The following is a 24315-nucleotide window of genomic DNA, read 5'->3' as shown; positions in this document are numbered from 1 at the left end:
CGCTATCTCATTCGTCGGGATTGACTGGTCCCTTATATTTGGATGTGACTTTGTCTCCCTCCCGCCACTGCCAGTAGTAGTAGCGGTTGTCGTTGATTTCCTTGATCGTGATCGTCGCTTTGGAAGGGACGTCGTCCGGGAGGTCGTCTGGCCGGTCCTCCACTTCTTCCTTGTCTGGTGACTCCTCGAGACGGGCTTCGCGAGCTTTGTGCTCTGCCAGATCCTCGGCGTAGCGCGCGACGTGCTGGAGCTGGTCCGGCGAGTAGCCGTTGAGTGTGTTGACGAGATCTGCCGGGAGTTCTGCCGGTGGAGTTGGGGGTTCGTATGACATCGGTTGATCCTGTGTTAACCAACACAGTATGCTATTTCATAGACTTGTTGGTTAATCAGATCTCGTCTCGTCACGGGCTAAAGAGTGCGAATAGCAAACTATTCAGAAATAGACGTGCTGTTAGACGCCGTCCGGACGGGGGGCGTTCTCGTACTTGACCATCTTCTCGGGCTTGTCGGAAATGGTGTCGTAGATCTGCTGGAGCGTCTCCTCAGCAGCGAGTAGGTTGTGCTCCTCCAGGAACTCCCGACCTTCCTCCGTGAGGCTGTAGAATTTCCAGGGGTAGCCCTGCCGACGGTGGTCGTCGCCTAGGGCGACCTCCTTGACGATGCCGGCGTCGATGAGCTTCTGGATATGCTTGTAGACGGTGGCATCACTCACACTGGGGTTGAGTTCCTCGAGCTCGTACATCGAGGGCAACTGCTCGGGATGCTGGAGGATGTTGTTGATCAGCGCAAACCGCGTCTGTTGAGTGACGAAGTGGACGAGTTCGCGGGATTCCATCCCCTCAGCCGTCCCCAGGTCGGTGCTCATACAACACGATACACGGCCTGGCAACAAGTAGTTTACTCTTGAGTAAACCACTCTGGAGTAAACCACACCTGACTAAGCTGGTAATTTACTCCGTAAATCATATCGCACGACGCTGAGAGTGGTCATGTATGTCCGATGATGAGCCGCCCGTCCCTGAAGAAGTCCTCACCAGTGCGAAGGACCAACTCGACGACGAAGAGATCTCGTTGGCGGACAACGAGGAGATTCTCCACGCCCTGAGCGAACTGACTCCCGTCTACGAAAATGAGCGCTCGTACTTCGTGCTGGGCAACTACGACCGGGAACCGATTCGGCGGCTGAACCTCGTGGTCGACCGGCTCAACCGTCGACAGGACGCCTACGCCTTCAGGATGGTCGACATCCGTGGCGAGTGGGACAACAGCATCCAGAAGTTCTGCCTGATCGCCGACATCGTGACCTACCTCGTTGGTGTCGCCGAGAAGGAACCGAGTGACTTTCTCGTCGAACAGGGGCTCCTCGTCGGCACGACGGAGTTTTTCGCGAAAAGCCACGTCCTCAAGCGGGTGTATGAGGACGAAGAACACCCCTTCGGCTGGATGCAGGACGGCGTCTTCGAGTTGTTCGACCGCGAAGGACGACTGTACCGCTGGGAAACCGAAGAGGAACTCGTCGACGCCACAGAAGAGCTCTCGTGACGGCTGTGGAACTGTGACTGTCTGCGTTAACCAACACCGCCCGCTAATCCATAGGTTTGTTGGTTAAGACGGTGGATCTGACTCTTCGACCTACTGCTTGTAACACTACTCGAAACTTCTTTATATATAAGTTTCGCACTATGTTACACCGTGCTCCGGCGTATCGAACTCGAGGTCCTCGCCACGGTCGACCGCGGCGACACGATCTCCGAACTCGCGACGAAACTCGACCACAGCGAGAGCTACCTCTCTCGTGCCGTCGCCGACCTCGTTGAGAAAGGGCTCGTCTACACGGAACGCGATGGCCGGCGAAAACGAGTCGTCCCGTCGGATGCTCGCGCGGTCGAACTCTATCGGGACCTCGTCCGCCAGCACTCCCACATCGAGTTCCCCGAGCTGCTGACCGGCAAGACACTCGAGGTGCTGTACTACCTCGACCAGCCGCGAACCGTCTCCGAGATCGCCGACCGGAGCGACAACTACCGCAACACGGTCAACCGCGTCCTCAAGCGGTTTCGTGACCGTGGGCTCGTCGGGACGGCCGACGGCCGCTACGAGTTCAACGCTGACTTCGACCGCCTACACGCGTTCGCCCGTGAACTCGCACACCATCTGCATCGCCAACGCCTCGAAGCCGTCGCCCCGAAGGGGACGATTCTCTGGGAGGACTACGACGAATTCCTCACCCAGACCGAGACGGAGATCGACGCGGCGGCGTTCCACGAAACCGGCCTCGCTCGATTCGCAGCCTTCGACCTTCAGTTCCTACTCACCGGCCACCGCTACTACATCTACTGCGAGGACCTCGACGCAGTCTCGCCGGCGGAGCTCTGCTGTCACACGCTACTGATCGACGACGGCAGCCGCCACCGCTCGTACTGTCTCCTCCTGCTCAGCCACGTCGACGTCGACGAGGAGGACCTCCGAAAGCAGGCGGCGAAGTATGGTCTCGAAGACGAAATCGACGCCCTGCTCCGCTACCTCGAGACGCACGGCGAGGTCGACGACGACTGGCTTCCGGAGTGGGACGAGTTTCAGGAGCTAGCGGCTGACTACGAGGTGCGACTATCCTGAGACCGAACGTCGTCGCCAGCCGTGGCGTCTGCCGGCCTCAGTTTGGGTCGTAGGGATTCGTTGCTGTATGGAGCCGATAGACATCCTCAACAGCGTCAAAATCGTCGTCAAACGCATACAGGTAGCCGAGCCCCTCGGTTTGCATATACGCGACAATGCAGGCATCGACGAAGGAGAGCGGTTCGTGTTGGCGAAAGAGGGCCTTCCCTGTCGCGAGGGCGTCGGTGGTGAGTGAGTCGATGTGGAAGCGGGCGTTTTCTTCGATGCGGTCGAGGAGATCGACGGCTGCGTCGTGGCCGGCGTGGGTCGTGAGGCCGTTGAGCGTTTCAGCGAGTACGTAGTCGAGGACGACTGCCTCCGGGAGCGTTCCATTGTCGATGCCCTGGAGCACAGGAAGCGCGGCATCGTGGGATCCATCCCGCCGGTATGCGGCGGCAAAAAGGACTGTCGTATCGATGAGTGCACGAGGCATTTACTCGATGTCGACGCCCCAGGCGTCGTGATCGCTCGTCACATCGGTTGACTCCTCACCAGCGTAGCCATCAAAATCAGCGAACGTGCCCGTTTGCTGTTGGATGACGTGGACCCGAATGCTCCCGTCGCCTTCGAGATGCCAACGGAGCTGATCACCATCGTCGATATTGAGTTCACGCCGAATCCGTGCGGGGATATTTGCCTGGTTTCCAGACACCTTGCTTTCGGCGTCAATTCTGTCGCTGCTCATATCTCCCGATATGTGACCAGCCGTGAAAAGTCTAGTGTGCCGCCACACTACCCAGTCGCATAAGAATGATTCCGACGAAGAGGATGGTGATCTACCCTGGGATCGTTGGGAGCCGGCCTTCTGGTCGGGGCACGCGACCCCGTTTGATCTCGTGATCGACGCGACGCAGATGCTTGCAGCCGCCTTCGGATGAGCGCTGCTGCCAGTCGGGACAGGTATATGATTCGTCGATGACGTCGACTTCGTACCTGTTACCGGATGCGGACTGCACCTCGTAGCGGCCACCTTTCGAGAGAAGTGAGACGTCCATCGCTTCGGCGACTGCACGCTTCGTGCGGGGCTCGAGATCGTCCTGCGACTGTGCGTTCTCGTCGACGACCAGTCGGTCGCGAACGTCGCCCGTTCGGCCACCGTCGGGAGCGACGGCTTCCGCAGGGCCACTGAGCCGCTCGTGGAGCACTTCCTCCACCGGATGGCCTTCCGGCCACAGGTAGTGGACCTCGCGGCGCTCGCGATGGTCGTAGGAGGCGCACGCGGCTGCGCTCCCAGTCCAGACGCGCCAGGCCCCGAGTGCGGCCATCACGTCGACGATGTCACGGGGAACCGTCTGGTGGTCGTCCGGGAAGAACACCCGAAAGCGGGTACACGCTTCTTGCGGTGGGACGGTCTCCCACCAGTCTTCACTGGAGCCCCAGCTGTCGTACATCGCGTCGTCGCTCCCGTAGCCGACGGTCACGCCGTTGATTGGCGTCCAGTCTGCTGGGAGGTGGTCCGCCTCGCCTTCGAGCACCCGGAGGACGGCGTATCGGAGGTACTCGTGGGCTTGGTTGTCTGTCGTTCGAGCGACCTGGTCGTGTTGCTCGGCAACGTGCTCGGCTTCCTCGAGGACCGTCGTGAGATAGGGTTCAGTCATCATTCGACGGAGGTTAGAACGCGCCTCCGCTCCTCGGCGGGCGCAGAAAAACCCAAAGGCGCTCGAGACCCGATTTTCATTCAGAATTGGATGTGGAACTAATGATAGTAACGAGCACTAGACTTATCTTTACGAGATTGTCACTGATAGTCAATAGCTGTGTCTGAGAACGACGAAAAACCTCCTCGTTGCGAGTTCCAATTTGACCCCGAGGTAGATAGCGATCTCAATAGTCGGGTAGTCTTCTCTGAAATTGCTCAACCGTGGCGATGTCCACAGGTCGCTGAAGCTAAGCATAATGGAGAACATCTCTGTCTGTTTCATCTACCAACCTCACAGAAACAACCTCAAGACGTTCAACAGCGCTTCGTAGAGTGTGTAAGTCAATCAGGACCGGAGGTAAAGCGATTTGTTGGCGCAAAGTTTGAAGGAATCACGCTACCCAACGTTGTTCTCGGATCAAACGATAACAATCCAATTGACCTTCGACACACTACATTCGAAAATGATGTTAATATCGTCGGATCGACGGTTTCTCAGCCGCTCTTTCTAACCGGGGCCGAAATTGACGGAGAACTGAAAGCGAGTGGGGCAACATTTTCAGGGTCACTATGGGCTCAACACACCGAACTTAATGGGGGGATCAGCTGTTCAGGGGCGCATTTCAAAGAGAGCGTGAATTTTCGGAATACTACTTTTTATAAGAAATCAAAATTCAATGAATGTAGATTTGAGGAAGAGGCCTCATTCTACGGGTGTGAATTTTATACTATAAATGATTATTCTCCCGAAGACCCACGACTCGCGAAGGGAATCCACCAACCCGTACTTATCTCTTTTACGAGTAGTACATTTTCAGAGGGCGCCAATTTGAATAGCTGCGTATTTCACGGGTTTCTAGAGTGTAAGTATGTGACATCTGAAGGAGCGTTCCGATTGTCAAAAGTAGAGTTCCTTGAGAAAGCACTCTCACAGCAGTACGTCCCTGAAGACATCGACTGGCTCTGTTGAATCACCAGACTGCGGTAGAACCGGTCGCTAAATCGAAGGAGTTGAAGCGGGAGACTTCAGTTGTCCATGACCCAAATCTCCCGCTTCACTGGTGGGATTGTCTCGATTGCTCAAAGGGTTGCTGGTGATGAGGACGAATCCGCCGCCCCGGAAGGTGGCGGCAGATTCTCCGATTCTGCCCTCATTTCTCTCCATTGTCTGGGGATTTATCTTGATACGTCCTACCGGATGACGATTGATCTGCTGAAGGAGATGCCACAAATAATCCGGGAGATCGGCCTCAGCGCGGCCGATCTCCCTTCACCGTCCACGTTGTGTAAGGCATTCGATCGGATCAGTATGAACGTCTGTCGAGTGCTGCTGCGCCAGTCGGCGCAGCTGCACGATCCTTCGAAACACGCTGCTATCGACGCCACATTCTACGAACGCTCAGCAGCGAGCCGCCACTACTGCCACCGAATAAACTACCGCGTGCAAAGCTGAAAGTCACGAAGCTCGTCGATACAGCGTCTCAAGCAGTCCTTGACGTTCACTGATCGACGACTCGGGAAGGAAGTGACGCAGACCTCGCTGAGCAGATCGCCCGCCGGAACGCGGGCGATCTGCGGTCTCTCGCCGCGGATAAAGGCTATGACAAGCAATCTCTTCGTGAAGCCCTACGCGAAATCGGCCTCAGACCTCTCATCAAGCACCGTATCTTCGCTCCCTACGATCACGCTCACAACGCCAGAATCGACAACCAACGCTACAACCAGCGCTCTATGACAGAAACCGTGAATTCGGCAATCAAGCGCTCGCTCGGCTTCGCCGTGCGAGCGCGTTCCTGGTTCCGTGAGTTTCGAGAAATCGCTCTGATGTGTGTCGTGTATAACATCAAGCGAGCCGTGAAACAGTGAATTCCACCGCGGTATGGCGATTCAACACAGCCCTAGCAAGCACTACTGCCGTCGGACGAATTACCGCGTCCAGACGCTCAAAGCAACAGCTCTCGTCGACACAAAAAGCCAAGCAATTCTGGATGTTCACTGCACGACCGAGAAACGCCACGACACACAGCTCGGCTGGCAGGTCGCCCTCCGCAACGCGGGCGACCTCGCTAGCCTCGCTGCGGACAAAGGCTACGATTGGATGGAGTTCCGCGAAAAACTCCGCGAAGAGGACGTAAGACCGCTAATTAAACACCGTGAGTTCCGGCCCATCGATCACGCGCACAACGCGCGGATCGATGGGCCTCGATACCGTCAACGAGCGATGTGTGAGACAGTCTTCTCGACGATCAAGCGCACGCTCGGCGACGCCGTACGTGCGCGAAGTTGGTACGGTGAATTTCGTGAACTCGTTTTGATGTGTGCGGTTCACAACATCAAGCAGGCGGTGAAACAGTGAAATCGCGCTACGTCTGGCGATTCACCACGGCCGAGAGTCCTGTAACCACCTACAGCTGGTCGATGTAAGCAAAATACGAGAGAACAGTCCTGTTCAGGACGCTCGGATTCGCTGGAATTCCGTCACCTGTCATTTCGTAGGTGACTCCGCGTCGTCCGAACCCTCATCATCGAATTCAAGTCCGCTTGCTGCCCCTACCTCGTAGGCCGCGTCGTCTTCGTCAACGAGCCCGAGGCGGAGTTCAACCCCGTGCTCACGGAGGATGTCACGCATCGTCCAGCGGTCGACATCAGCAAGTCTCGAAGCATCACCGATTGTAATTCGTTCGCGTTCATAGAGGGCGACCGCAGCTGCAATACGTTCGTTCTCGTGGTCCTCGAAGTATTCACGCACGAACTCTCGCAACGCATCGCTCTTGCCTCCGAACACACCAGCCTCGACGGCACCCTCGATGAGGAGGTCGAGGTCGTCAGGATAGGAGCCGGTGATTCGAGCCATCGTTCTATCCCAGGCTACGTCTTCATACTATTTATGAACTGGACCAGAATGTCGTATGCATTGGGATTGGCAGCCTCAACTTCTCAGTCCCACCCATACCCCCACTCGTCAAGCTTCTCCCGAACGAGACCGGGGTTCTCTTGGGCAACAGCCATCGCCGCTTCTGTAATGTCTGTCTTGTAGACATCCTCTCCGAACTCCTCCTCCATCTGGGCGAGGAGATCATCGATACCCGCCTCGATGTGATCCCGAAGGAAAATCGGTCGCTGGGTCCGGCCGTCCTTGACCCCATTTCGCGAGTGAATATACGGGAGCGAGCGGTTCTGAGAGGAAGTCGTGGTGCCTGTCGAAAGGCCAGTTTCGGTCGATGCAAGACCTGTCTCGGTTCCCTGACTATCTGTCTCTAGCTCAGGTTCTGTATCAGACTCCGTTTCCTCAGTGGTGTCGTCAGCGAAAGGGTCGTCTGCAGAGCCCTGTTTCATGCTTCCACCGCCTTCTGTTCGCGAATTTGGCTTGCAAGCTCGTCGAACTTCTCCAGCGTGTCGAGTTCGTGTTCCCATTCCCGGTCACGGTGTTCGTCGATATAGCGGTATGCGGTACATTGCTCCGCCCAGCATCCCTCCAGTAACGACGACCGTTCACGGAAGCGAATCGGCGTCTCCCAGCCGTCTGCGGTCAGTTGTTCCAGGAATCGATCCTGGTCGTTCATCCCCTTGTATCGATTCGGAACGACAGCAAGCACTCCAACCTCAATGGCTAGCGACTCCTCAAGACCTCCGACGAGTTGGTCGAGCCCTTGTACGGACTCATATCCCTTGCCACTGGGTTCGAACGGAATCACCAGGTGACGCGTCGTATGTATCGCATTGTGGAGCTTGACATCAGCACTCGCCGGCGGATCGATGATCAGTGTATCATATGTCTCGTGGACTCCAGCCTCTCGAAGGACGCGCAGCAGCTGTTTGTTCGGATTCCACGACTCACCGAAGTCGGCCGCTTCCTCCTCACGGCGCCGGAGATGTTTCGAGGCATATTCGAGAATGTTGTGAGCGGGGACGACGTCGATACCTTCACTGGTCTTGATGAGATCAGTGAATTTTCCCCGTGGCCGGTTGATCATATGCCGGAGGAGACTATCCGCCTGGTCGTTGTTACGGTCCTCGGCCACATCCAGTAGATGTGAAAGCGACGCTTCCTGGGTGTCTAGGTCTATTGCCAACACCTTGCGTCCCGCCCGAACCTCAGCTTTCGCAAGGTTCGTCGCAAGCGTCGTCTTGCCAACGCCCCCCGCCTCCGAGTATACTGTGTAAGCCAGCATACACAGGTAGTTATGCTCATCAGCTATAAAACTCAGTCATACGGTATAGCTATATAGTATAGCTATTCGATATAGCTGGCTATTCCAGCTATGCGTATTAGCTAATTCACTTAGCCAGCTTAGTTAACCTACCCAGCTGTACATTTATAGCAGCTGTACACTTGGCTGGCTTCGAGCCAGGCGTCGTACAGCAAACTCTCGTTGCCACCCGGATGTTCAGCTGGAAATCCAGTGTCTTCACAAAAGTCTGCTCGTGTGTCATTTCCCCATCTCAGTGTAGCAGTGTGCTGTCCCTCAATGTCGGCCATCCACAGTGAAAGGGGTACACTTACTCGGGCGTACGGCCTTCGCTTCCAGGGTCAAGCCCCGAGGCAGTCGGCTTGCTTCGCCTGTAGACGGTCGCCTCGCTCACACTGGGGTTGCGTTCCTTGAGTTCGCACATCGAGGGAAGCTGCTCGGGATGCTGGAGAATGTTGGTGATCAGCGTGAACCGCGTTTGCTGCGTGACAAAGTGGACGAGTTCGTGTGGTGTCGTATCGTCCTCATCGCCCAAACCGGCGCCCATAGCTGTGTTCGACTGAGAGAGGCAAAGTGGTTTCCCCTAGAGTAAACTACGAAGATCCTAATCCATCTTAACCAACAAATTCTGTCTGATCGCATCTAGTGTTGGTTAACGGTGATCAGCTGACACTCGTCGCGGCGTGCCGCGACTCACTTCGCGTGATTCGTGGACACCGTGGAATCGACTATCAAGGCGATCTTGAGCCAGTTATTCAGGTGGCTGAAGACCTCTCCCAGCGGCTGGGAGAGGTCTGAACTGATAGACTCCAAGCGTACCGAGAGATGGATCGGACCCACCGAACAGTCATCCACAAAGAGAGATACGTATCGCCCGACGGAGTCCACATCAATCAAGCTGAGTGCCTGTTTTCGATCGTCCACCGTGGTTGCGGAAGTTCCGTGTCCAAGCAGGGCTTGGAACAGGCCGCTCACACCTTCGGTATCGTTCGATCACTCACTCTCGCCGGAGGATCTGTCGAAACAGCGGTTGAGTGTCTCGTTATCGGGTCTTTCCGCAGTTCTACATAAGAGCGATAGGTATCGACTACCTCCCCTCGACTGCTTGAGACGCATTCGCTACGTTGTCTCCCCGCAGATACATTCGTGCCCTTTTCGAGACCGCCCGGTAACGTATGTATGAATCTCGGTGGCGAGCTCGTACAACGCTTCAGCACGCGCTGCTGAAGCGAGCCCATCCTGATAGTATGTTTTTGCTCGGTGGTCGCGCCAGAGATCTGCGAGATCAGCCGCCATCGATTCTCCAAAAACACCGGTCGCCGCCGCCCCTCGGTAGACACCAGGATGCGTACCGGGAAGATTGTCCGGCTGCATCGTGCCGCGTTCGGAGCCGGAATTCCACGGTTCGTTCGATGGCGACGAACGACGCTTCGATGACGAGTGTGTAGTAGCTGGCATCCTGAAATGCTTCGGCGCCGGCGAGCAAGCGATATGCCTTCCGCAGTTGGAGGAGGGCGGCATCCTCGACATCGAACCCGGCTTCGATGTCCGTCGGGCGGTGGTCGAAGGCGGCTTGCGCGTTGTCGATGAGTTACTCGATTTGCGATTACTCATCGGCGACCGCGATGGGGTTTCGTTGTGGCGTCTCTCGAATTAAGATGGAACCGGCAGTGTTGAGAAGTCGACAGCCCGCCACACCGTCGAGTGGGTGATACCCGTTGCATCGCCGATCTCGGGGACCGTGAACTCCGTGCCGTGGGTGTAGGCGAACAGTCGGAGGATGTCGTCTGCAGCGCCGATACGAAAGATATCCAGTGCATTCCAACGCTGCCGGGAATTATATCGAAAAACGGATCGAAACGCTCGCTCTCGAACCAACGCTCTGAAATCAACAATGTGCTACACGACAGCACAAACAATTAATCAACACACCTCGCGACGTTGCTCACTCCGTCCAGATGAGATCGATAGCGCTCGCCGTGTTCGTTATCTGCGGTTATGGCGCGTTTGACTGGATCTGAGAGCCACCCATCCGCCACGAAGCGTTCGTAGACTGGCAACCGCTCCCGCAGGGGGACACCAGCTATCTCGGCGATATCCTCCAGTTCCCGGAGTTCCGGCCATTTATACTCAGGATTAATATGATCGACAGTGACCGGCGAGACACCGCCGAGGTCGTCGATGCCACAGTCAAGGAGCTCACGCGCTGATGCCAGGTTCGGAGGCGTCTGAATACTGACTGTCTTGGGCATTGCGACACGAGCCATCGCCGTGATCCGGCGAAGGGTTTCAAGATCAGGTGAGCCGGCCTTCCAGCGATCGTTCTCGACCACCGGCTGGACGATGATTTCCTGGATGTGGTCATATCGCTCGTGCATCTCGCGGATGGCGAGGAGGCTCTCCGCACGATCCCGCCAGTTTTCTCCGATGCCGACGAGGATGCCGGTGGTGAACGGTATCCCCAGTTCGCCAGCGTTACGGATGGTGTTGAGCCGCTGGCCGGGGGTTTTGGCTCTGGGCCCACTGTGAGCCTGCACTTCGGCGGTCGTCTCGAGCATCACACCCATCGAGGCGTTGACGTCGGCGACCCTCTCCATCTGTTCTCTGGTCTGGTCGCCCGGGTTGGAGTGAGGAAGGATGCCCTCCTCCAGAGCGATCCTGCAAGCCTCCCGGAGGTATTCGTGGATCGTTTCGTGGCCCCAGGTTTCCAACTGGTCGTATATCTCGTCGTATCGACCGTCCGGGTCGTCGCCAAAGGTGAAAAGCGCCTCCGTACACCCGGCATCGGCGCCGCGGCGGCAGGTTTCTTGAATCTCTCTCGGACTCATCAGATCGGCCTGACCAGGTGGGTCGTAGTAAGTACAATACGTACAGGTGTACCGGCAGGCCGTCGTGAGTGGGATGAAGATGTTGCGCGCGAAGGACAGTTCATCTGCGGCGGAGACATCCTCAGGTCCAACCGAGAGCAAATCCTTGACATCCTCCTCCCCGGTTTCTACCTCGACGCCGTACTCCGCCGCACCGGGAATCATATTACCGCCTTTGTGCCTTACCTCAAAAAGATTCAGGCTACGGCGGAGCGCGCTGTACCATTATTATCGCCCGACCGTCACAAGATCATCCACAGCAAGTTCGAAGCCAGCGTTCACGAGCCACTCGTTTGCTGCACCGTTGCTATGTAACAGCACCTCGATTGAGTCCTGTGGTACGTTGCCATCGGTCGACAGTCACAAGGAATCGATCTCGGCGACATCGGTGCCGACGTTTGTGCCGATGGTCCCGAATCAAGGCGCCGTGGTAGTCTCCCCAGAAGTTTGGGTGATGGACGACGACGGCGTTAATGCCGCTACCGCTTCTGGGAACGAGAACGATGTCAGCGTCCGGTTCGAACAGGCGTTCGAGCGCGTCAGGTGTTGCCAGTGTGCGGTCGGCGATGACTGCAGTGAGCGGGTATTCTCCGTCTGCTAGTTGGTCGTTGATATTCCTCTGAGACCGAGTGGGAGACCAACGACAGTCACAGCCTCCACGGTCAAACAGATTCGTGATAGAGTAACTGAATCCTTAGTCCTCACAGAAAATCCGGATATCGACGAGTACGGTGAACTTCCTGATGGCGAGGTTTTCAAATAACGGAGTTGACTAATACGACTTTCGATCACAGGGATGAGTCGGTTCTGAAGTCGTTGCATCGTGTCGCGGGCGCTCACAACTCGATCTCCAGGCGAACGCTGTTTCAATATATCTCGGCATTCAGTCAATATATCTAGACTAACTAGTGAGATAGAATTTTTCGTCGAATACTTTCAGAATCGATGTTTTATCACCCCTATTTCCGCGTCAGGAAGCATCTCTGAAATAAGTTCGTCAGTAGCCAGCAAACGGTAAATATTATCAACTTTTCATATTAATCAATAGTTCCTTAAATTTCTGATGTGTTACTTGAAGTATATTTATTGCACCAATCAGCCAATGATCGAAGAATCTGCGACTCGTAACCACGGCCTAACCAGCGGTCCTCAAATTCATTTCCCGGACTGTTAATAGTATACTCCTCAATTGCTGTATGGCGATTCAACGAAGCCACTCGTTCACGGGCGAATTCGACAGTGTGCGTTCCTTTTTTTCGAACAAGAGGAACCGAACGGCCACTGTCAACGATATCCAGGGAGTGAACGAACGCGTGCAGGGCAGTTCGTATTGTGCGTGCCGTTCCATATATTACAAATGTACAAATGTAATATAATCTCGTTTCTCACCTGTCCGCTATCCCATAGCAGTGGCACTCGGAGCGACTGGTAGTAGTCATTACAGACGTGTGCTTACAACACCTTCTCCCACCTTGACTGTTCAACGCCTGGTCGCCGTGGGGTTCGGACCGGCTGTTCCGATTTTTCGAACGGATGGGGAACGAGAATCTGGACAGCCCCACGACTGTCGACGCCGATCGTTCGCTATCCGTACTGTTCGGCGATTTCTGTTTCGATACGTGAGACGATGTCACGGAGCTGGGGAACGATTTCGTCCTCAGAGAGCCGGTAGGGAGGGCCCGACACGTCGAGCGAGCCGAGGACACTCCCGTCTGGGTTCTTGACGACCATCCCGATCGCCATCAGTCCTTCGAGAGCCTCCTGGCGATTGATGGCGTAGCCGCGGTCTCGCGTCCGCTCGAGTTCTTCGAACAGTTCGGCTTTAGAATCGGTCGTCCGTTCGGTCTGTTTCGGGAGTCCCCAGCGGTCGATGATTGCTTCGACGCGCTCGCGTGGAAATTCCGCGAGCATTGCCTTTCCGCTCGCAGAACTGTGCATATAAAAGTATCGACCGACCTGAAACCCCTCTGTCGTGGGGTCGTTGTTCTCGTCGAAGATGATTATCGACCGCCCCCGTTCTGGAATAGCGAACGCTACCTCCTCGTTGAACCGGTTACTCAACTCGTAGGCCTGTTTCCGCACGACGTCGTAGGCAGGCTTACGATCTCGGGCTCGTTCGCCGAGGTGGAAGAGTTTGGCCCCCAGATGGTATTTGTTGCCCTCCCGAACGAGATATCCGTGATTACGGAGTGTAGTCAGATGAGCGTGGACGGTACTGTCGGCAAGTTCCAGTTCGTCGGCGATCTGGCCTTGCCTCGCCCCATTCTGGTGGCTTATGACGTCGAGTATTTCCAGGGAGGTCGTGGTAGTCTGAAGTTCGCTGCTTGTATCGTCCATATTTGCTTCTCAGGACTCTACAAGTATAAAAATTAGCCAGAGCCGAAACTAAGACTGCCGAGCGTTCGACTCCCGGCGAAAGACCGGTGAACTATATAATATATGCTGATGAAAACGGAATATAAATGTTCTTTTCTCCAGTTATATCTACTCTTTCCGGGATTCCTGAATGTATTCCCGAACCACATTTCGTCAGAACCGAAGCGTGAGCCGGTTGGTCAATTGTCCGCTGTACTCCGATTTTCCAACTGTGGACCCCAAATTCGGAGGCATCGCTCTTGTCGGACGCGTATAGACCGAATTCGTCGGAGCGTACGGATATTATAATTTATATTACTGTTTCGTAAGTGGCTAAAGTGGCTTTAGAAGGTCTCGGAGCCACAATTAGTGAAATTATTAGAAAGATATAAACACTATCGAGTTTTACGAACGGACGTGTCATTACGCAGGCCACCACTATATGAGCAGCACGACGAATCGGGAGCTGACTTCACCGATTTCGGCGGCTGGGAGATGCCGGTGTCGTTCGGGTCGATACAGGACGAACACGCTGCCGTCCGTCAGTCTGTCGGTCTCTTCGACGTCAGTCATATGGGATTACTTTCCATCACCGGGGCCGACGCCGCGACGCTGTTACAACGGCTCATCCCGAGTGACGTACGGGAACTGGAATCCGGACGGGCAGCATACTCGTGTTTCCTGCGAAGGGACGGCGTGATACTCGACGACGTTGTCGTCTACGACCACCCGACGGCCGACGAATATCTCGTCGTTCCGAACGCCGGTCACGACGAAGAAATTTGGGCACGCCTGCACGAGCACGCGTCGCGCTGGGACGTCGATGTGACCATCGACAACCGGACGGAGGAAACCGGTATTCTGGCAGTCCAGGGCCCCGAATCGGTCGAACAAGTCGACCGAGTCACGACCGACTCGGTCGCTGACCTCGACCCGTTCGAGGTACGCGAGGCGACGATCGACGGCGTCGAATGTCTAATCGCCAGGACCGGGTACACCGGTGAGGACGGATTCGAGATCGTGTTCCCCGCCGCCGAATCCGACCGTATGCAGGCCGCTTTCGATGGGGTCCAGCCGTGTGGGCTCGGTGCCAGGGACACCCTTCGTATCGAGGCCGGACTGTTGCTTTCCGGTCAGGATTTCGACCCCGTGGAGGAACCACACGACCCTTACGAGGCCGGCATCGGATTCGTCGTCGACGAGGACGCCGGTGATTTCGTCGGCCGTGAGGCACTGAACCACAGCGTCGACGAACGACTGGTCGGTCTCAGACTCGAGGAACGAGGTATCGCCCGGCATGGATATGAGATCCTCCACGACGGGGAACGCGTCGGACGTGTAACAAGCGGCTCTATGAGTCCGACGCTGGGAGTGCCCATTGCCCTCGGCTATATCGATGCCAGTCTGGCCGACGAGGGAACCGAACTCAACGTCTCGATTCGTGGGCGGACGGTGTCCGCGACGGTCGTCGGTACTCGGTTTCTGGAATCGTGTCGCACGAACTAACTCAGAGATTATAAACAATGAGCTTCGAAATACCTGAGAATCTACGCTACACCGAATCGCACGAATGGGTCGCCGAGACGGACGATTCTGTCCGTTTCGGTATCACGGACTTCGCACAGGACGAACTCGGGGACATCGTGTTTCTCGAACTTCCCGACGAAGGGGACTCGTTAGAGGCTGGGACCGCCTGCGTCACCATCGAGAGTATCAAGGCAATCAGCGACGTGTATTCACCCGTCGATGGTGTCGTCGTCGAGACTAATGACCGACTGCTCGACGAACCCGAGGTTATCAACGAGGACCCGTACGGTGACGGCTGGCTGGTCGAACTGCAAGCCGAAGTAGGCGACGAACTGCTGGACCCACAGGAATACAGCGAGCAGATAGAATGAAACTATGAGTAAGCCCGAATTCACCCCAGAGACTGAATCGTACGAGCAGAGAAAAGGAAGCCCCTTCGCACCACACACGAACGACGAGATAGCGACGATGCTCGAGTTCATTGGTGCCGAGTCGGTTGACGATCTATTCGATATTCCGGAACAGGTGGCGTTCGACGGCACTTTCGACATATCGGCGAAGTCCGAACAAGCTGTCGTATCGGAGGTCTCGGATATGCTGGACCGGAATCAGGAAGCTGCTGAGTTCCTCGGTCGGGGACACTACAGTCACTACATCCCTTCGGTCGTCGATTACCTCTCGCTCCGGTCGGAATTTCTCACGTCCTACACGCAGTACCAGCCCGAGACGTCCCAGGGATTCCTCCAGGCGCTGTTCGAGTTCCAGTCGATTCTCGTCGAGCTGACTGGACTCGAAATCGCGAACTGTTCGATGTACGACGCCGCGACGGCGCTGGGCGAGGCCGCAACGCTGTCTGCGCGGGTCCGTGCGACGAGCGGGTCACGGATTCTGGTGCCGGAAACCCTTCGTAAGGACGACCGGAGCGTCTTGCAGAACTACGCCGATGGGGCCGGCCTGTCGGTCGACTCGTACCCTACCTCAGACGGGAACGTCGACCTCGATTCGCTCCGTGAGACCATCGAAGACGACGTCGTGATGGTGTATGCGGCGTCGCCAACGAGCCGCGGTACTATCGAAGAACACCTCTCGACGATAGCGGAGACTGCTCACGACCACGACGCGACGTTCTGTCTCGGCTCGGACATCGTGGCGCTCGCACTCCTGGAGGAACCAGCGGCGGTTGGTGCGGACGTCGTCGTCGGCGACGCAAGCGGACTCGGGTTGCCCACCAGTTACGGAATGGGGCTGGGGCTGTTCGCCGTCAAGGAAGAGTACCTGCGACAAGTCCCGGGTCGACTCGTCGGGGCGAGTGAGGACGCCAGCGGCCGTCGGGCCTACACGCTCACGCTACAGACGCGCGAGCAGCACATCCGGAAGGAGCGGGCGACGAGCAACATCTGCACCAACCAGGCCTGGGTCGCGCTCCGGACCGCGATTCACGTCGCTACCCTCGGGGCGACGGGCCTGGCGGAACTCGCCAACGAGTGTGCCAGGTACCCTCGCGAGGTGGCGGCCAGACTGGATGACATCGAGGGCGTGCAAGCGCCGGTCAACGACCGGTATCACTTCAGAGAGTTCGTGATGCGGACCGATATGCCGGCCGACGAAGTTGCATCCGAACTGGCTGACCGCGGCTACCTTGTCCATACCATCGACGACCACGAGTTACAGGTTTGCGTGACAGACGTCAACCGCGACGACGTCGACGGTCTCGTCGAGACCCTCGAGGGGGTGGTGGTATGAACTACAGACAGGCCCGCTGGGAACGTGAGATCGACGGCGAGACGGTCAACGAGCCGTTGCTCGCCGAGAAGAATACCGAGACCGTCCACCACGCCGATTCGACCCTGCCCGAGGAAGTGACTCGTGACGAACTGACGCTCCCGGAACTCACGGAACCAGAGATCGCGAGTCACTACACCCGGCTTTCCCAGATGAACTACTCAATCGAACACGGACCGTATCCGCTGGGGAGCTGTACTATGAAGTACAACCCGAAGTTCGTCGAGGACCTCGCTGGACTCGATGCCGGTGCCATCCACCCGGCACGGCCCGATGAGTTCGCTCAGGGGACGCTAGAACTACTCCACGAACTGCAGGAGTTGCTCGCCGAGATCGGCGGGATGGACGCGGTGACGCTCCAACCGCCCGCCGGGGCGGCCGGCGAATTCACGGGTCTCCTGACAGCGCAGGCCTACCACCGGGCAAACGGCGAGGCCGAGCAACGTCAGGAGGTGATCGTTCCCGCCAGCGCCCACGGCACGAACTTCGCCAGCGCGTCGCTAGCTGGGTACGACGTCGTGGAGTTTTCCAGCGACGACGAGGGGCGCGTGAACGTCGCCGCGCTGGAGGCTGCAGTCGGTGACGAGACCGCTGCGCTGATGCTTACGAACCCCAACACGCTGGGACTGTTCGAGCGGAACATCGAGGAAATCGCCGATATCGTCCACGACGCTGGCGGGTTGCTGTACTACGACGGCGCGAACCTAAACGCCCTGCTGGGTCGGGCACGCCCTGGCGACATGGGCTTCGACATTATGCACTACAACGTCCACAAGACGTTCGCTTCACCTCACGGTGGCGGCGGGCCGGGTGCCGGTCCCATCGGTGTCGTCGACCACCTGGCGGAGTTCCTCCCCGAACCGCACATTAGGGAGAACAAGGGCGGTAACTACGAGTTGTACTCTCCGGCGCAATCGGTCGGCAAGGTACACGGGTACCAAGGCAATTGGCTCGTCCTGCTGAAAACCTACGCCTACATCTCTCGGCTCGGTGACGAGGGGCTGAAAGATACCAGCTCGATGGCGGTCCTGAACGCCAACTACCTTGCCAGCCGGATCGATCTGGACATTCCGTACGAACCGTTCCACCACGAGTTCGTCGCTAGTGCGGGCGAGCAGGATGCCGCGGAGTTCGCCAAAGGGATGCTCGACCAGGGCGTCCACCCGCCGACGACGAAGTGGCCCGAAATCGTCGACGAGGCGCTTATGACGGAACCCACCGAGGCGGTGAGCAAGGAGATGCTCGACGTGTTGGCCGAAGCCTTCGCCGACACGAGCGACCTCTCCGAGACGGAACTCGCCGATGCGCCGACGACGACGGCCACCGAACGTATCGACCAGACCTCCGCGGCACGGAACCCTCGCCTCTCGTGGCAGGCGGTTGAGGAGACCGATGACTGAACGCGATACCGAGGTGCTGGTCGTTGGTGGCGGTCCAGGCGGATACACAGCCGCGATTCGGGTCGGACAGCTCGGATGCGACGTCACCCTCGTCGAGCGGAACGCGTACGGCGGAACGTGCCTGAATGCCGGGTGTATCCCATCGAAAGCGCTCATTACCGTCGCGAACCGCGTCCACGAAGTGCGCAATGGCGACCGTATGGGTATCGAGGCGGACGTCGACCTCGACTTCGGAACTATGATGGACTGGAAAGACGAGGTCGTCTCCTCGATGAGCCGAAGCGTCGAGAAACTCTGTCGGGCGAACCGCGTGTCGCTGCTCGAGGGGCGCGCGGAGTTCGTCGACGACCACACCGCACGAATCGTCGACGAAAACGTCTCCGAGGTCGAACGCACAACGTTCGACCACGCCATCATCGCGACCGGGAGTCGTCCGATCGAACTCCCTGAGTTCGAATTCGACCGACCGGCAGTACTGGACGCGGGGCAGGCACTGGAACTGCAGACCCTCCCGGATCAGCTCGTCGTCGTCGGCGCCGGATACATTGGGATGGAACTGTCGACGATGTTCGCCAAACTCGGCGTCGAGGTGACCGTCCTCGAGGCGCTGGATACGATGTTGCAGGGCTTCCCGGCAGACCTCGTCGCACCGGTGGACGGCCGTGTCACCGAGTTGGGCATCGACGTCCACTGTGGCGAACGAGCAACAGCGTGTGAGACGACCGACAAGGGCATTACCGTTCGGACCGAGTCCGACGATGGGGCGGTGACAGAGTATCCTGCCGACGCCGTACTGGTTGCCGTCGGACGGCAACCGGTCGCCGACACGGTCGCGCCTGAGCAAGTCGGCCTGGAGTTGGACGACAGGGGTTTCATCCGGACCGACGAACACTGCCGAACCGCTCGCGACCACATCTTCGCTGTCGGCGACGTCGCCGGCGAACCGATGCTCGCTCACGCCGGAAACGCCGAGGCTGAGGTAGCCGCCGAACGCATCGCTGGAAGGGCCGCGTCGATGAACAACCGAGCGATTCCTGCCGTAGCGTTCACCGACCCCGAAATCGCCACCGTTGGTCTGAGCGCCGAGGAGGCGAGGGACACAGCTATCGACGTCAGCGTCGGTGAGTTTCCGATGCGAGCGAGCGGACGAGCCCTGACGACCGGCCACACCGACGGGTTCGTGCGCCTGGTCGCTGACGAGGATGGGACGGTACTGGGCGGACAGGCAGTCGGTCCCGAAGCCTCGGAACTGGTCGCCGAGATCGGCCTGGCAGTAGAGGGCGGATTGACCGTGACTGACCTCACCGAAACCGTTCACGCGCATCCGACCCTCGCGGAAGCGATCCGGGAGGCCGCTGCGAACGTTGAAGACCGGGCGATACACACCCTGAACCGATAATTTTCGTCTTCGATCGATGTTCGTCCGGCCACAGTGAGAAAAGTTATCTTCGTGTTTCAAATACCAAGCAAGTGGCAGGTCTAATCAGTCGGTCTATGGAACGACCCTCTCAGAGGCACAGTAGTTGTCCGCTGGTCCGGTTCAGTCGTCTCTCCCCTGCACCTGGTACGTCCTTTCAGCACGGGTTGGCGTGGCTCGTCGTCGTGACCGCACTGGAACCTGCCGTACCTCCTCTTCCGGCCCCAAGTCACCCGACAGTTATTTTCCGATCCGGTTCGGTTCCTTTCTTGTGGCATCCATCGTCGCCACGTCGTCCTCTCAGTTCGTTGGCCGCCGATCGTATCGAGCCGCTAACGCCGTTCTCCGCCGGGGCGGAGTCCGGGTCGCGACTACGCTTAACAGCATCAATATGACACCCAAAACACCGTTACGGGAGAACGCGCTCGTTCTCGCTGGCATTCTACTCGTTGCATTGAACCTTCGCCCCGCGATTACCTCTGTCTCACCGGTTCTGGAGGCGATTCGAGCGGATCTTGGCCTGAGTTACACCGCTGCAAGTCTATTGACGACGGTGCCGACGGTTTGTATGGGAGTGTTCGCGTTCCTCGCTCGTCCCATCTCTCGACACACGAGTTCCGAGCGGACCGTATTTTGGGGCCTGATTCTCGTCGCGTTAGCGACGTTTGCTCGGATCGGAAGCCACCGTCCTACCGTCCTGTTCGCGACGACACTGCTTCTCGGTGTCGGTCTCGCCATCATACAGACGCTGCTGCCGACGCTGGTAAACTCGTATTTTCCGGACAGGGCTGCGATAGTCACCGGTCTCTACAGTGCCGGTCTGATAGCTGGCGCAGCAATCGCAGCGGGACTGACGGCTCCACTGTCGAGTCTCCTGGGTAGCTGGCCAGCGGCACTCGCCACGTGGGGGTTGTTAGCCCTGGTCGCGCTCGCCGTCTGGCGTCCAGTCACAGGTGGCGCACCGACGCGGACTGAAACCGGAAATGCCTCGGAACGCTCCGTCTGGCGTGACCCCCTGAGCTGGTACCTGACGCTGTACTTCGGTGGAAACGCAGTCGTGTACTTTTCGGTGCTGGCCTGGCTCCCACCGCGATACGTCGCGCTCGGTTGGAGTGCCCAGAGCGCGGGACTGGTCCTGACGGTCTTCACGGCTGCTGAGTTCTTCGGGACGCTCGGATTCGCGCGATTGGCGGAGGACCGTCCCGACCGACGGGTCCCACTCGGTCTGACAGTGGTCGCCAGCGCGGTGGGCCTGGGCGGAGTGGCAGCACTCCCCCTCGCGGCCCCGTGGCTGTGGTCGATTGTCGGCGGACTGGGTGTCGGAGGTATGTTCGGTCTCTGTCTCACGTTACCGGTCGACTACACGTCCGCCGGCGACGTCACGGCGAAGGTCACCTCGCTGGTCCTCGGCGTCGGCTATCTCGTCGGCGCTGGGGGGCCGGTCGCTATCGGCTGGCTCGTCGACCTGCTCGGCGGATTCGCGCTGGCGTTTTGGGCACTTACGGGCGTGTGTATCCTGCTGCTGGTAGCGACGAGCGGGCTTTATCCCGGCCGCGAAATCGTATAAACCGACACGTCGGCCGCGAGATCGCCAGGTTCGAACCGCAGGCTGGGGCGGTTCATCGGTTCGGGCACGAGGTGTGACGACGACGTTCTCTGACCGATTGACCTCCACCTGTCGTCCCTGCAAGAGGTGTCACGGCGCGGCGCCAGCGTGCCACACCCGAACTATTATTTCCGTTCCACCGTATGATTCTGATACCCGTTTCACGCGGGAAACTTTCACAATGCAAACGTTTACTGCAAGCCTGGCGAATCACCACGACCCGTCGTACGTGGTAGACGCCGCAAAGAAGATAGACAGCGAACTGGCGTACGAGAACTTTCTCATCGGTGACGAGCGACTGAACCGGAATACGCACTCCCTGCTCGCACTCGCCGCCGCGAACACGGACGACATCGGCCTGGGAACCGGGGTGACAAATCCCTACACCCGACATCCTGCAGTAACTGCCGCGGCGATGGCGACCCTCGACAAGGTCTCCGACGGCAGGGCACGACTGGGGCTGGGCGGCGGCTCACCCATTGTGCTCGACCCGCTCGGGTACGATCAGGACGACCCCGTCGGAACCGTCCGGGATGCGGTCAAGATGATTCGAGCGTTGCTCGATGGAGACGAGCCGACCATCGAGCGGCCACAGTTCGAGATTCACGGGGCCGGTCTCGATTTCACCCCCGACCACGACGTCCCGATATACGTTGCTGGTCGTGGTCCCCACCTTCTCGGACTGGGCGGTTTCCGCGGCGACGGCGTTATCGCCGGCGCGGGCCTGGCGTCCGTCGAGGGGATGGAGTACGCTCTGGAGAAGATAGGCAACGGGGCCGAGAAGGCGGACCGCGAAGTTGGGGACATAGACGTGCTCTGCTGGGCCTTTCTCTCTATCGGCGAGGACAGAGATACCGCGCTCGACGGTGTCAACCCACTCGTCAGTCGCATCGTCAACAAGACCCCGATGCCGGCCTTGACGGCCATCGGCATCGACGAGGAGGACGCAAAGCAGGTCAAGGCCTTGGAAGACGTCAAGGAGATGGACGCCGTTGATCTCCGCGAGCATGTCCCACGCGAGGTTACCGAGCAGTTCGCCATCGCCGGAACGCCCGCAGAGTGTCGGGCACACGTCGACCGCCTGCACGAGTTGGGCGTCGACCACATCGGGTTGCTGAGCTTCGATAACGAGGAACACGACGAACTGGCGAACCTCGAAGCGTTCTCCGAGCACGTCATCGACGAAACGTAACGTCCCCTACGTTTATTCTCGTGCCAGTCCTGACAGGCCATATGTCGACCCGATTCGACCGGTCGCAGTATCTCGAACTGCTTTCTGACCTGGTCCGATTCGAGTCCGTGAATCCACCCGGAAACGAGGCGGCGTGTGCCGAATACGTAGCCGATTGGCTGACCGACCACGGCGTCGATGCGGAACTGGTCGCCGAACCGTTTCCGGACCGCCCGCAGGTCGCTGCTCGCGTGGGTAACGGCGACCCGACCGTGGTACTGAATGGACACCTCGACGTCGTTCCGGCCGGCGATACGTCGGCGTGGACCCACGACCCCTTCGAGGCGACCGTCGACGATGGTGCAGTTTGCGGGCGGGGAACAGCCGATATGAAGGCCGGCATCGCCCTCGGTATGCTCGTAACAGTCGAGTTGGCCGAACATATCGAGCGCGGAGACGTCGACGGAAGTGTGGTCTTTCACGCCGCGGTCGGCGAGGAAACGGCCGCTCCCGGAACCAGGGCACTGCTGGACGCGGGGTACGGCGGCGACTACGGCGTCGTCCTCGAGGGGACGGGACTCCAGACGGCCACGCGCTCGAAGGGACTGGCCTGGTACGAGATAACGGTCGATGGAGAGCCTGCCCACGCCAGCGACCCCGACGCCGGCCAGAACGCGTTACTGGCGTCGCGACCAGTTCTGGACGCTATCGTCGATTACGACCAGCAGGTCAGAAAACGGCGTGACGACCTCGTTGGCCGGGCCTACGCCACCGCGACGATAGCCGACGCCGGAACCAAGGAGAACGTCGTGCCAGGGCGGGCGACCTATACGGTCGACCGTCGCTTCCTGCCCGACGAGACCGTCGCCGACGTCGACGACGAGATAGACGATCTGCTCGCCGACGTCGCGACGGCCCACGACCTGGACATCGAGTGGGAACGGGTCCGGACCTACGAATCGGCGGCCAGCCCCGCTGACAGTCCCCTTGCGTCAGCGCTACGTGAGGCGTCGGCGGCCGCCGCAGACGTTCCGACGGAACCCTGGGGCTATACCGCAGCCTGTGACGTGCGCTTTCTCGTCAACGAGGGCGGGATGGACGCCGTCGTCTGGGGTCCCGGCGCACTGGCACAAGCACACAGCCAGGACGAATACGTCCCCGTCGTGGAACTTGACGCGGCACTGGCGGCCCTGCCGCGTGCCCTCCTGGACCTCTTCGACCGCGCAGGGTAACTAGTCCTCGCCCGGATTGATGACCACGACTGGAGCGTCGGTATTGAGCAGGACTTTCTGGGTAACACTTCCGAACAGCGCCTTGCCAACCGGAGAACGCTTCCCCCTGCTCATGACGATTTCGGACGGGTTGACGTCCTCGGCCACGTCTAGAACGAGTTCGCCCGGGTCGCCCGCACCGTCGATGACGTCGTAGTCGATGTCTGCCTCCTCGAACCGTTCGACTGCGGCCTGGACCGATCCGACGTGGTCGACCGTCTGCGTACCGACGCTCTCTTCGGGTACCGATTCGAGGTCACCCGACCACGCGTGGATGATACAGACTTCGACCGACTCGGTCCCGGGACGCTCGGCGATGTAGTCTGCCTGGTAGTGGGCGCGGTCTTCATTCTCGTCGACTGCGAGTAGGATACGGTACATACGCCAACCAATCAGCCGCGAATGATTTATACTTACTGTCCGACGCCGGACGTG

23 protein-coding genes and 6 pseudogenes are annotated in these 24315 nt (G+C 58.5%); 15 read left to right on the top strand and 14 right to left on the bottom strand.

Translation table 11 applies throughout. The annotated features are described in order from the left end of the window. Positions 1-7: 7 nt before the first annotated feature. Entirely contained in the window at positions 8-331 is a 324-nt protein-coding gene (locus RJT48_RS16505) for a DUF6788 family protein (RefSeq protein WP_311173439.1), read from the bottom strand. Positions 332-451: 120 nt separating this feature from the next. Further along, a complete protein-coding gene (locus RJT48_RS16500; RefSeq protein WP_311173438.1) occupies positions 452-865 on the bottom strand; it encodes a PadR family transcriptional regulator in 414 nt (137 codons plus the stop codon). Positions 866-993: 128 nt separating this feature from the next. On the opposite strand from RJT48_RS16500, the gene RJT48_RS16495 reads away from it, so the two are divergent. Next, positions 994-1542, top strand: a complete 549-nt coding sequence (locus RJT48_RS16495; protein WP_311173437.1) for a DUF8170 family protein — start codon at positions 994-996, stop codon at positions 1540-1542. A gap of 150 nt (positions 1543-1692) precedes the next feature. After that, complete coding sequence (locus tag RJT48_RS16490; RefSeq protein ID WP_311173436.1) at positions 1693-2616, top strand: helix-turn-helix transcriptional regulator; 924 nt, start codon at positions 1693-1695, stop codon at positions 2614-2616. A 37-nt stretch (positions 2617-2653) separates the two neighbouring features. On the opposite strand, the gene RJT48_RS16485 is transcribed toward RJT48_RS16490, so the two are convergent. The 3 genes from RJT48_RS16485 to RJT48_RS16475 all read right to left on the bottom strand — a co-directional run bounded on the left by RJT48_RS16485 (position 2654) and on the right by RJT48_RS16475 (position 4253). Continuing rightward, on the bottom strand, positions 2654-3088 hold the full coding sequence (locus RJT48_RS16485) for a PIN domain-containing protein (RefSeq protein WP_311173435.1): 435 nt from the start codon (positions 3086-3088) through the stop codon (positions 2654-2656). Beyond that, positions 3089-3340: an AbrB/MazE/SpoVT family DNA-binding domain-containing protein gene (locus tag RJT48_RS16480; RefSeq protein ID WP_311173434.1), complete on the bottom strand. Its 252-nt coding sequence runs from the start codon at positions 3338-3340 to the stop codon at positions 3089-3091. A gap of 91 nt (positions 3341-3431) precedes the next feature. Beyond that, positions 3432-4253 (bottom strand): hypothetical protein, encoded by an 822-nt coding sequence (locus RJT48_RS16475; RefSeq protein WP_311173433.1) that lies wholly within the window; start codon positions 4251-4253, stop codon positions 3432-3434. A 159-nt stretch (positions 4254-4412) separates the two neighbouring features. Between RJT48_RS16475 and RJT48_RS16470 the strand changes: the two genes are divergently transcribed. From RJT48_RS16470 to RJT48_RS16460, 3 genes and pseudogenes are all read left to right on the top strand, one after another. After that, a complete protein-coding gene (locus tag RJT48_RS16470) occupies positions 4413-5264 on the top strand; it encodes a pentapeptide repeat-containing protein (RefSeq protein ID WP_311173432.1) in 852 nt (283 codons plus the stop codon). A 66-nt stretch (positions 5265-5330) separates the two neighbouring features. Further along, positions 5331-6160 (top strand): annotated as a pseudogene (locus tag RJT48_RS16465) (IS5 family transposase). Positions 6161-6182: 22 nt separating this feature from the next. After that, a pseudogene (locus tag RJT48_RS16460) lies at positions 6183-6650 on the top strand (IS5 family transposase); the annotation flags it as partial. Between the two features lie 52 nt (positions 6651-6702). Here RJT48_RS16460 and RJT48_RS20660 read toward each other — a convergent pair. The 5 genes and pseudogenes from RJT48_RS20660 to RJT48_RS16440 all read right to left on the bottom strand — a co-directional run. Then, positions 6703-6783 (bottom strand): annotated as a pseudogene (locus RJT48_RS20660) (twitching motility protein PilT); the annotation flags it as partial. Further along, positions 6780-7148, bottom strand: a complete 369-nt coding sequence (locus RJT48_RS16455; protein ID WP_311173431.1) for a UPF0175 family protein — start codon at positions 7146-7148, stop codon at positions 6780-6782. The gene RJT48_RS16455 and the pseudogene RJT48_RS20660, both read right to left, overlap by 4 nt. An 83-nt stretch (positions 7149-7231) precedes the next feature. After that, on the bottom strand, positions 7232-7630 hold the full coding sequence (locus tag RJT48_RS16450) for a DUF7970 domain-containing protein (RefSeq protein ID WP_311173430.1): 399 nt from the start codon (positions 7628-7630) through the stop codon (positions 7232-7234). Next, complete coding sequence (locus tag RJT48_RS16445) at positions 7627-8466, bottom strand: ParA family protein (RefSeq protein WP_311173429.1); 840 nt, start codon at positions 8464-8466, stop codon at positions 7627-7629. The genes RJT48_RS16450 and RJT48_RS16445 overlap by 4 nt, the downstream gene beginning before the upstream one ends. A gap of 388 nt (positions 8467-8854) precedes the next feature. Further along, positions 8855-9031, bottom strand: a pseudogene (locus RJT48_RS16440) (PadR family transcriptional regulator); the annotation flags it as partial. 107 nt (positions 9032-9138) lie between these two features. Between RJT48_RS16440 and RJT48_RS16435 the strand changes: the two are divergent. Beyond that, positions 9139-9555 (top strand): annotated as a pseudogene (locus RJT48_RS16435) (IS1595 family transposase); the annotation flags it as partial. Between the two features lie 48 nt (positions 9556-9603). Here RJT48_RS16435 and RJT48_RS20655 read toward each other — a convergent pair. Continuing rightward, a pseudogene (locus tag RJT48_RS20655) lies at positions 9604-10072 on the bottom strand (DUF8154 family protein). Between the two features lie 331 nt (positions 10073-10403). Further along, on the bottom strand, positions 10404-11516 hold the full coding sequence (gene cofG / locus RJT48_RS16425; protein ID WP_311173426.1) for a 7,8-didemethyl-8-hydroxy-5-deazariboflavin synthase subunit CofG: 1113 nt from the start codon (positions 11514-11516) through the stop codon (positions 10404-10406). Positions 11517-11805: 289 nt separating this feature from the next. Between cofG and RJT48_RS16420 the strand changes: the two genes are divergently transcribed. Beyond that, positions 11806-11952 carry a hypothetical protein gene (locus RJT48_RS16420; RefSeq protein WP_311173425.1) on the top strand — a complete coding sequence of 49 codons (147 nt, stop codon included), beginning with the start codon at positions 11806-11808 and terminating at the stop codon, positions 11950-11952. A 983-nt stretch (positions 11953-12935) separates the two neighbouring features. Here RJT48_RS16420 and RJT48_RS16415 read toward each other — a convergent pair. After that, the gene (locus RJT48_RS16415) at positions 12936-13688 is read right to left on the bottom strand and encodes an IclR family transcriptional regulator (protein WP_311173424.1); all 753 of its coding nucleotides are present in this window, start codon (positions 13686-13688) and stop codon (positions 12936-12938) included. 435 nt (positions 13689-14123) lie between these two features. On the opposite strand from RJT48_RS16415, the gene gcvT reads away from it, so the two are divergent. The 8 genes from gcvT to RJT48_RS16375 all read left to right on the top strand — a co-directional run bounded on the left by gcvT (position 14124) and on the right by RJT48_RS16375 (position 23841). Then, a complete protein-coding gene (gene gcvT / locus RJT48_RS16410; protein WP_311173423.1) occupies positions 14124-15212 on the top strand; it encodes a glycine cleavage system aminomethyltransferase GcvT in 1089 nt (362 codons plus the stop codon). Between the two features lie 17 nt (positions 15213-15229). Next, positions 15230-15604, top strand: a complete 375-nt coding sequence (gene gcvH / locus RJT48_RS16405) for a glycine cleavage system protein GcvH (RefSeq protein ID WP_311173422.1) — start codon at positions 15230-15232, stop codon at positions 15602-15604. Positions 15605-15608: 4 nt separating this feature from the next. Then, complete coding sequence (gene gcvPA, locus RJT48_RS16400; protein WP_311173421.1) at positions 15609-16976, top strand: aminomethyl-transferring glycine dehydrogenase subunit GcvPA; 1368 nt, start codon at positions 15609-15611, stop codon at positions 16974-16976. Next, positions 16973-18415 (top strand): aminomethyl-transferring glycine dehydrogenase subunit GcvPB, encoded by a 1443-nt coding sequence (gcvPB, locus tag RJT48_RS16395; protein ID WP_311173420.1) that lies wholly within the window; start codon positions 16973-16975, stop codon positions 18413-18415. The genes gcvPA and gcvPB overlap by 4 nt, the downstream gene beginning before the upstream one ends. After that, the gene (gene lpdA / locus RJT48_RS16390) at positions 18408-19814 is read left to right on the top strand and encodes a dihydrolipoyl dehydrogenase (RefSeq protein ID WP_311173419.1); all 1407 of its coding nucleotides are present in this window, start codon (positions 18408-18410) and stop codon (positions 19812-19814) included. The genes gcvPB and lpdA overlap by 8 nt, the downstream gene beginning before the upstream one ends. Before the next feature lie 409 nt (positions 19815-20223). After that, a complete protein-coding gene (locus RJT48_RS16385) occupies positions 20224-21399 on the top strand; it encodes an MFS transporter (RefSeq protein ID WP_311173418.1) in 1176 nt (391 codons plus the stop codon). A 220-nt stretch (positions 21400-21619) separates the two neighbouring features. Beyond that, positions 21620-22630, top strand: a complete 1011-nt coding sequence (locus tag RJT48_RS16380) for an LLM class flavin-dependent oxidoreductase (RefSeq protein ID WP_311173417.1) — start codon at positions 21620-21622, stop codon at positions 22628-22630. 41 nt (positions 22631-22671) lie between these two features. Beyond that, positions 22672-23841, top strand: a complete 1170-nt coding sequence (locus RJT48_RS16375) for a M20 family metallopeptidase (RefSeq protein WP_311173416.1) — start codon at positions 22672-22674, stop codon at positions 23839-23841. Here RJT48_RS16375 and RJT48_RS16370 read toward each other — a convergent pair whose 3' ends face one another. Next, positions 23842-24261 carry a universal stress protein gene (locus RJT48_RS16370; RefSeq protein WP_311173415.1) on the bottom strand — a complete coding sequence of 140 codons (420 nt, stop codon included), beginning with the start codon at positions 24259-24261 and terminating at the stop codon, positions 23842-23844. Positions 24262-24315 lie beyond the last annotated feature (54 nt).

It is taken from the genome of Halobellus ordinarius, from assembly GCF_031823395.1.
Taxonomy (GTDB): domain Archaea; phylum Halobacteriota; class Halobacteria; order Halobacteriales; family Haloferacaceae; genus Haloquadratum; species Haloquadratum ordinarius.
The sequence above is the reverse complement of the archived record's forward strand: the minus strand, read 5'-3'. Positions and strand labels throughout refer to the sequence as shown.

Excerpts from the sequence above, each read along its gene's own strand:
- lpdA (WP_311173419.1), top strand. The coding sequence starts at position 18,408 with ATGACTGAACGCGATACCGAGGTGCTGGTCGTTGGTGGCGGTCCAGGC.
- gcvPA (WP_311173421.1), top strand. The coding sequence starts at position 15,609 with ATGAGTAAGCCCGAATTCACCCCAGAGACTGAATCGTACGAGCAGAGA.
- cofG (WP_311173426.1), bottom strand. The coding sequence starts at position 11,516 with ATGATTCCCGGTGCGGCGGAGTACGGCGTCGAGGTAGAAACCGGGGAG.
- RJT48_RS16385 (WP_311173418.1), top strand. The coding sequence starts at position 20,224 with ATGACACCCAAAACACCGTTACGGGAGAACGCGCTCGTTCTCGCTGGC.
- RJT48_RS16420 (WP_311173425.1), top strand. The coding sequence starts at position 11,806 with ATGGACGACGACGGCGTTAATGCCGCTACCGCTTCTGGGAACGAGAAC.
- RJT48_RS16415 (WP_311173424.1), bottom strand. The coding sequence starts at position 13,688 with ATGGACGATACAAGCAGCGAACTTCAGACTACCACGACCTCCCTGGAA.
- RJT48_RS16445 (WP_311173429.1), bottom strand. The coding sequence starts at position 8,466 with ATGCTGGCTTACACAGTATACTCGGAGGCGGGGGGCGTTGGCAAGACG.
- RJT48_RS16500 (WP_311173438.1), bottom strand. The coding sequence starts at position 865 with ATGAGCACCGACCTGGGGACGGCTGAGGGGATGGAATCCCGCGAACTC.
- RJT48_RS16375 (WP_311173416.1), top strand. The coding sequence starts at position 22,672 with ATGTCGACCCGATTCGACCGGTCGCAGTATCTCGAACTGCTTTCTGAC.
- RJT48_RS16480 (WP_311173434.1), bottom strand. The coding sequence starts at position 3,340 with ATGAGCAGCGACAGAATTGACGCCGAAAGCAAGGTGTCTGGAAACCAG.
- gcvPB (WP_311173420.1), top strand. The coding sequence starts at position 16,973 with ATGAACTACAGACAGGCCCGCTGGGAACGTGAGATCGACGGCGAGACG.
- RJT48_RS16450 (WP_311173430.1), bottom strand. The coding sequence starts at position 7,630 with ATGAAACAGGGCTCTGCAGACGACCCTTTCGCTGACGACACCACTGAG.
- RJT48_RS16475 (WP_311173433.1), bottom strand. The coding sequence starts at position 4,253 with ATGACTGAACCCTATCTCACGACGGTCCTCGAGGAAGCCGAGCACGTT.
- RJT48_RS16485 (WP_311173435.1), bottom strand. The coding sequence starts at position 3,088 with ATGCCTCGTGCACTCATCGATACGACAGTCCTTTTTGCCGCCGCATAC.
- RJT48_RS16370 (WP_311173415.1), bottom strand. The coding sequence starts at position 24,261 with ATGTACCGTATCCTACTCGCAGTCGACGAGAATGAAGACCGCGCCCAC.
- gcvH (WP_311173422.1), top strand. The coding sequence starts at position 15,230 with ATGAGCTTCGAAATACCTGAGAATCTACGCTACACCGAATCGCACGAA.
- RJT48_RS16505 (WP_311173439.1), bottom strand. The coding sequence starts at position 331 with ATGTCATACGAACCCCCAACTCCACCGGCAGAACTCCCGGCAGATCTC.
- RJT48_RS16495 (WP_311173437.1), top strand. The coding sequence starts at position 994 with ATGTCCGATGATGAGCCGCCCGTCCCTGAAGAAGTCCTCACCAGTGCG.
- RJT48_RS16455 (WP_311173431.1), bottom strand. The coding sequence starts at position 7,148 with ATGGCTCGAATCACCGGCTCCTATCCTGACGACCTCGACCTCCTCATC.
- RJT48_RS16380 (WP_311173417.1), top strand. The coding sequence starts at position 21,620 with ATGCAAACGTTTACTGCAAGCCTGGCGAATCACCACGACCCGTCGTAC.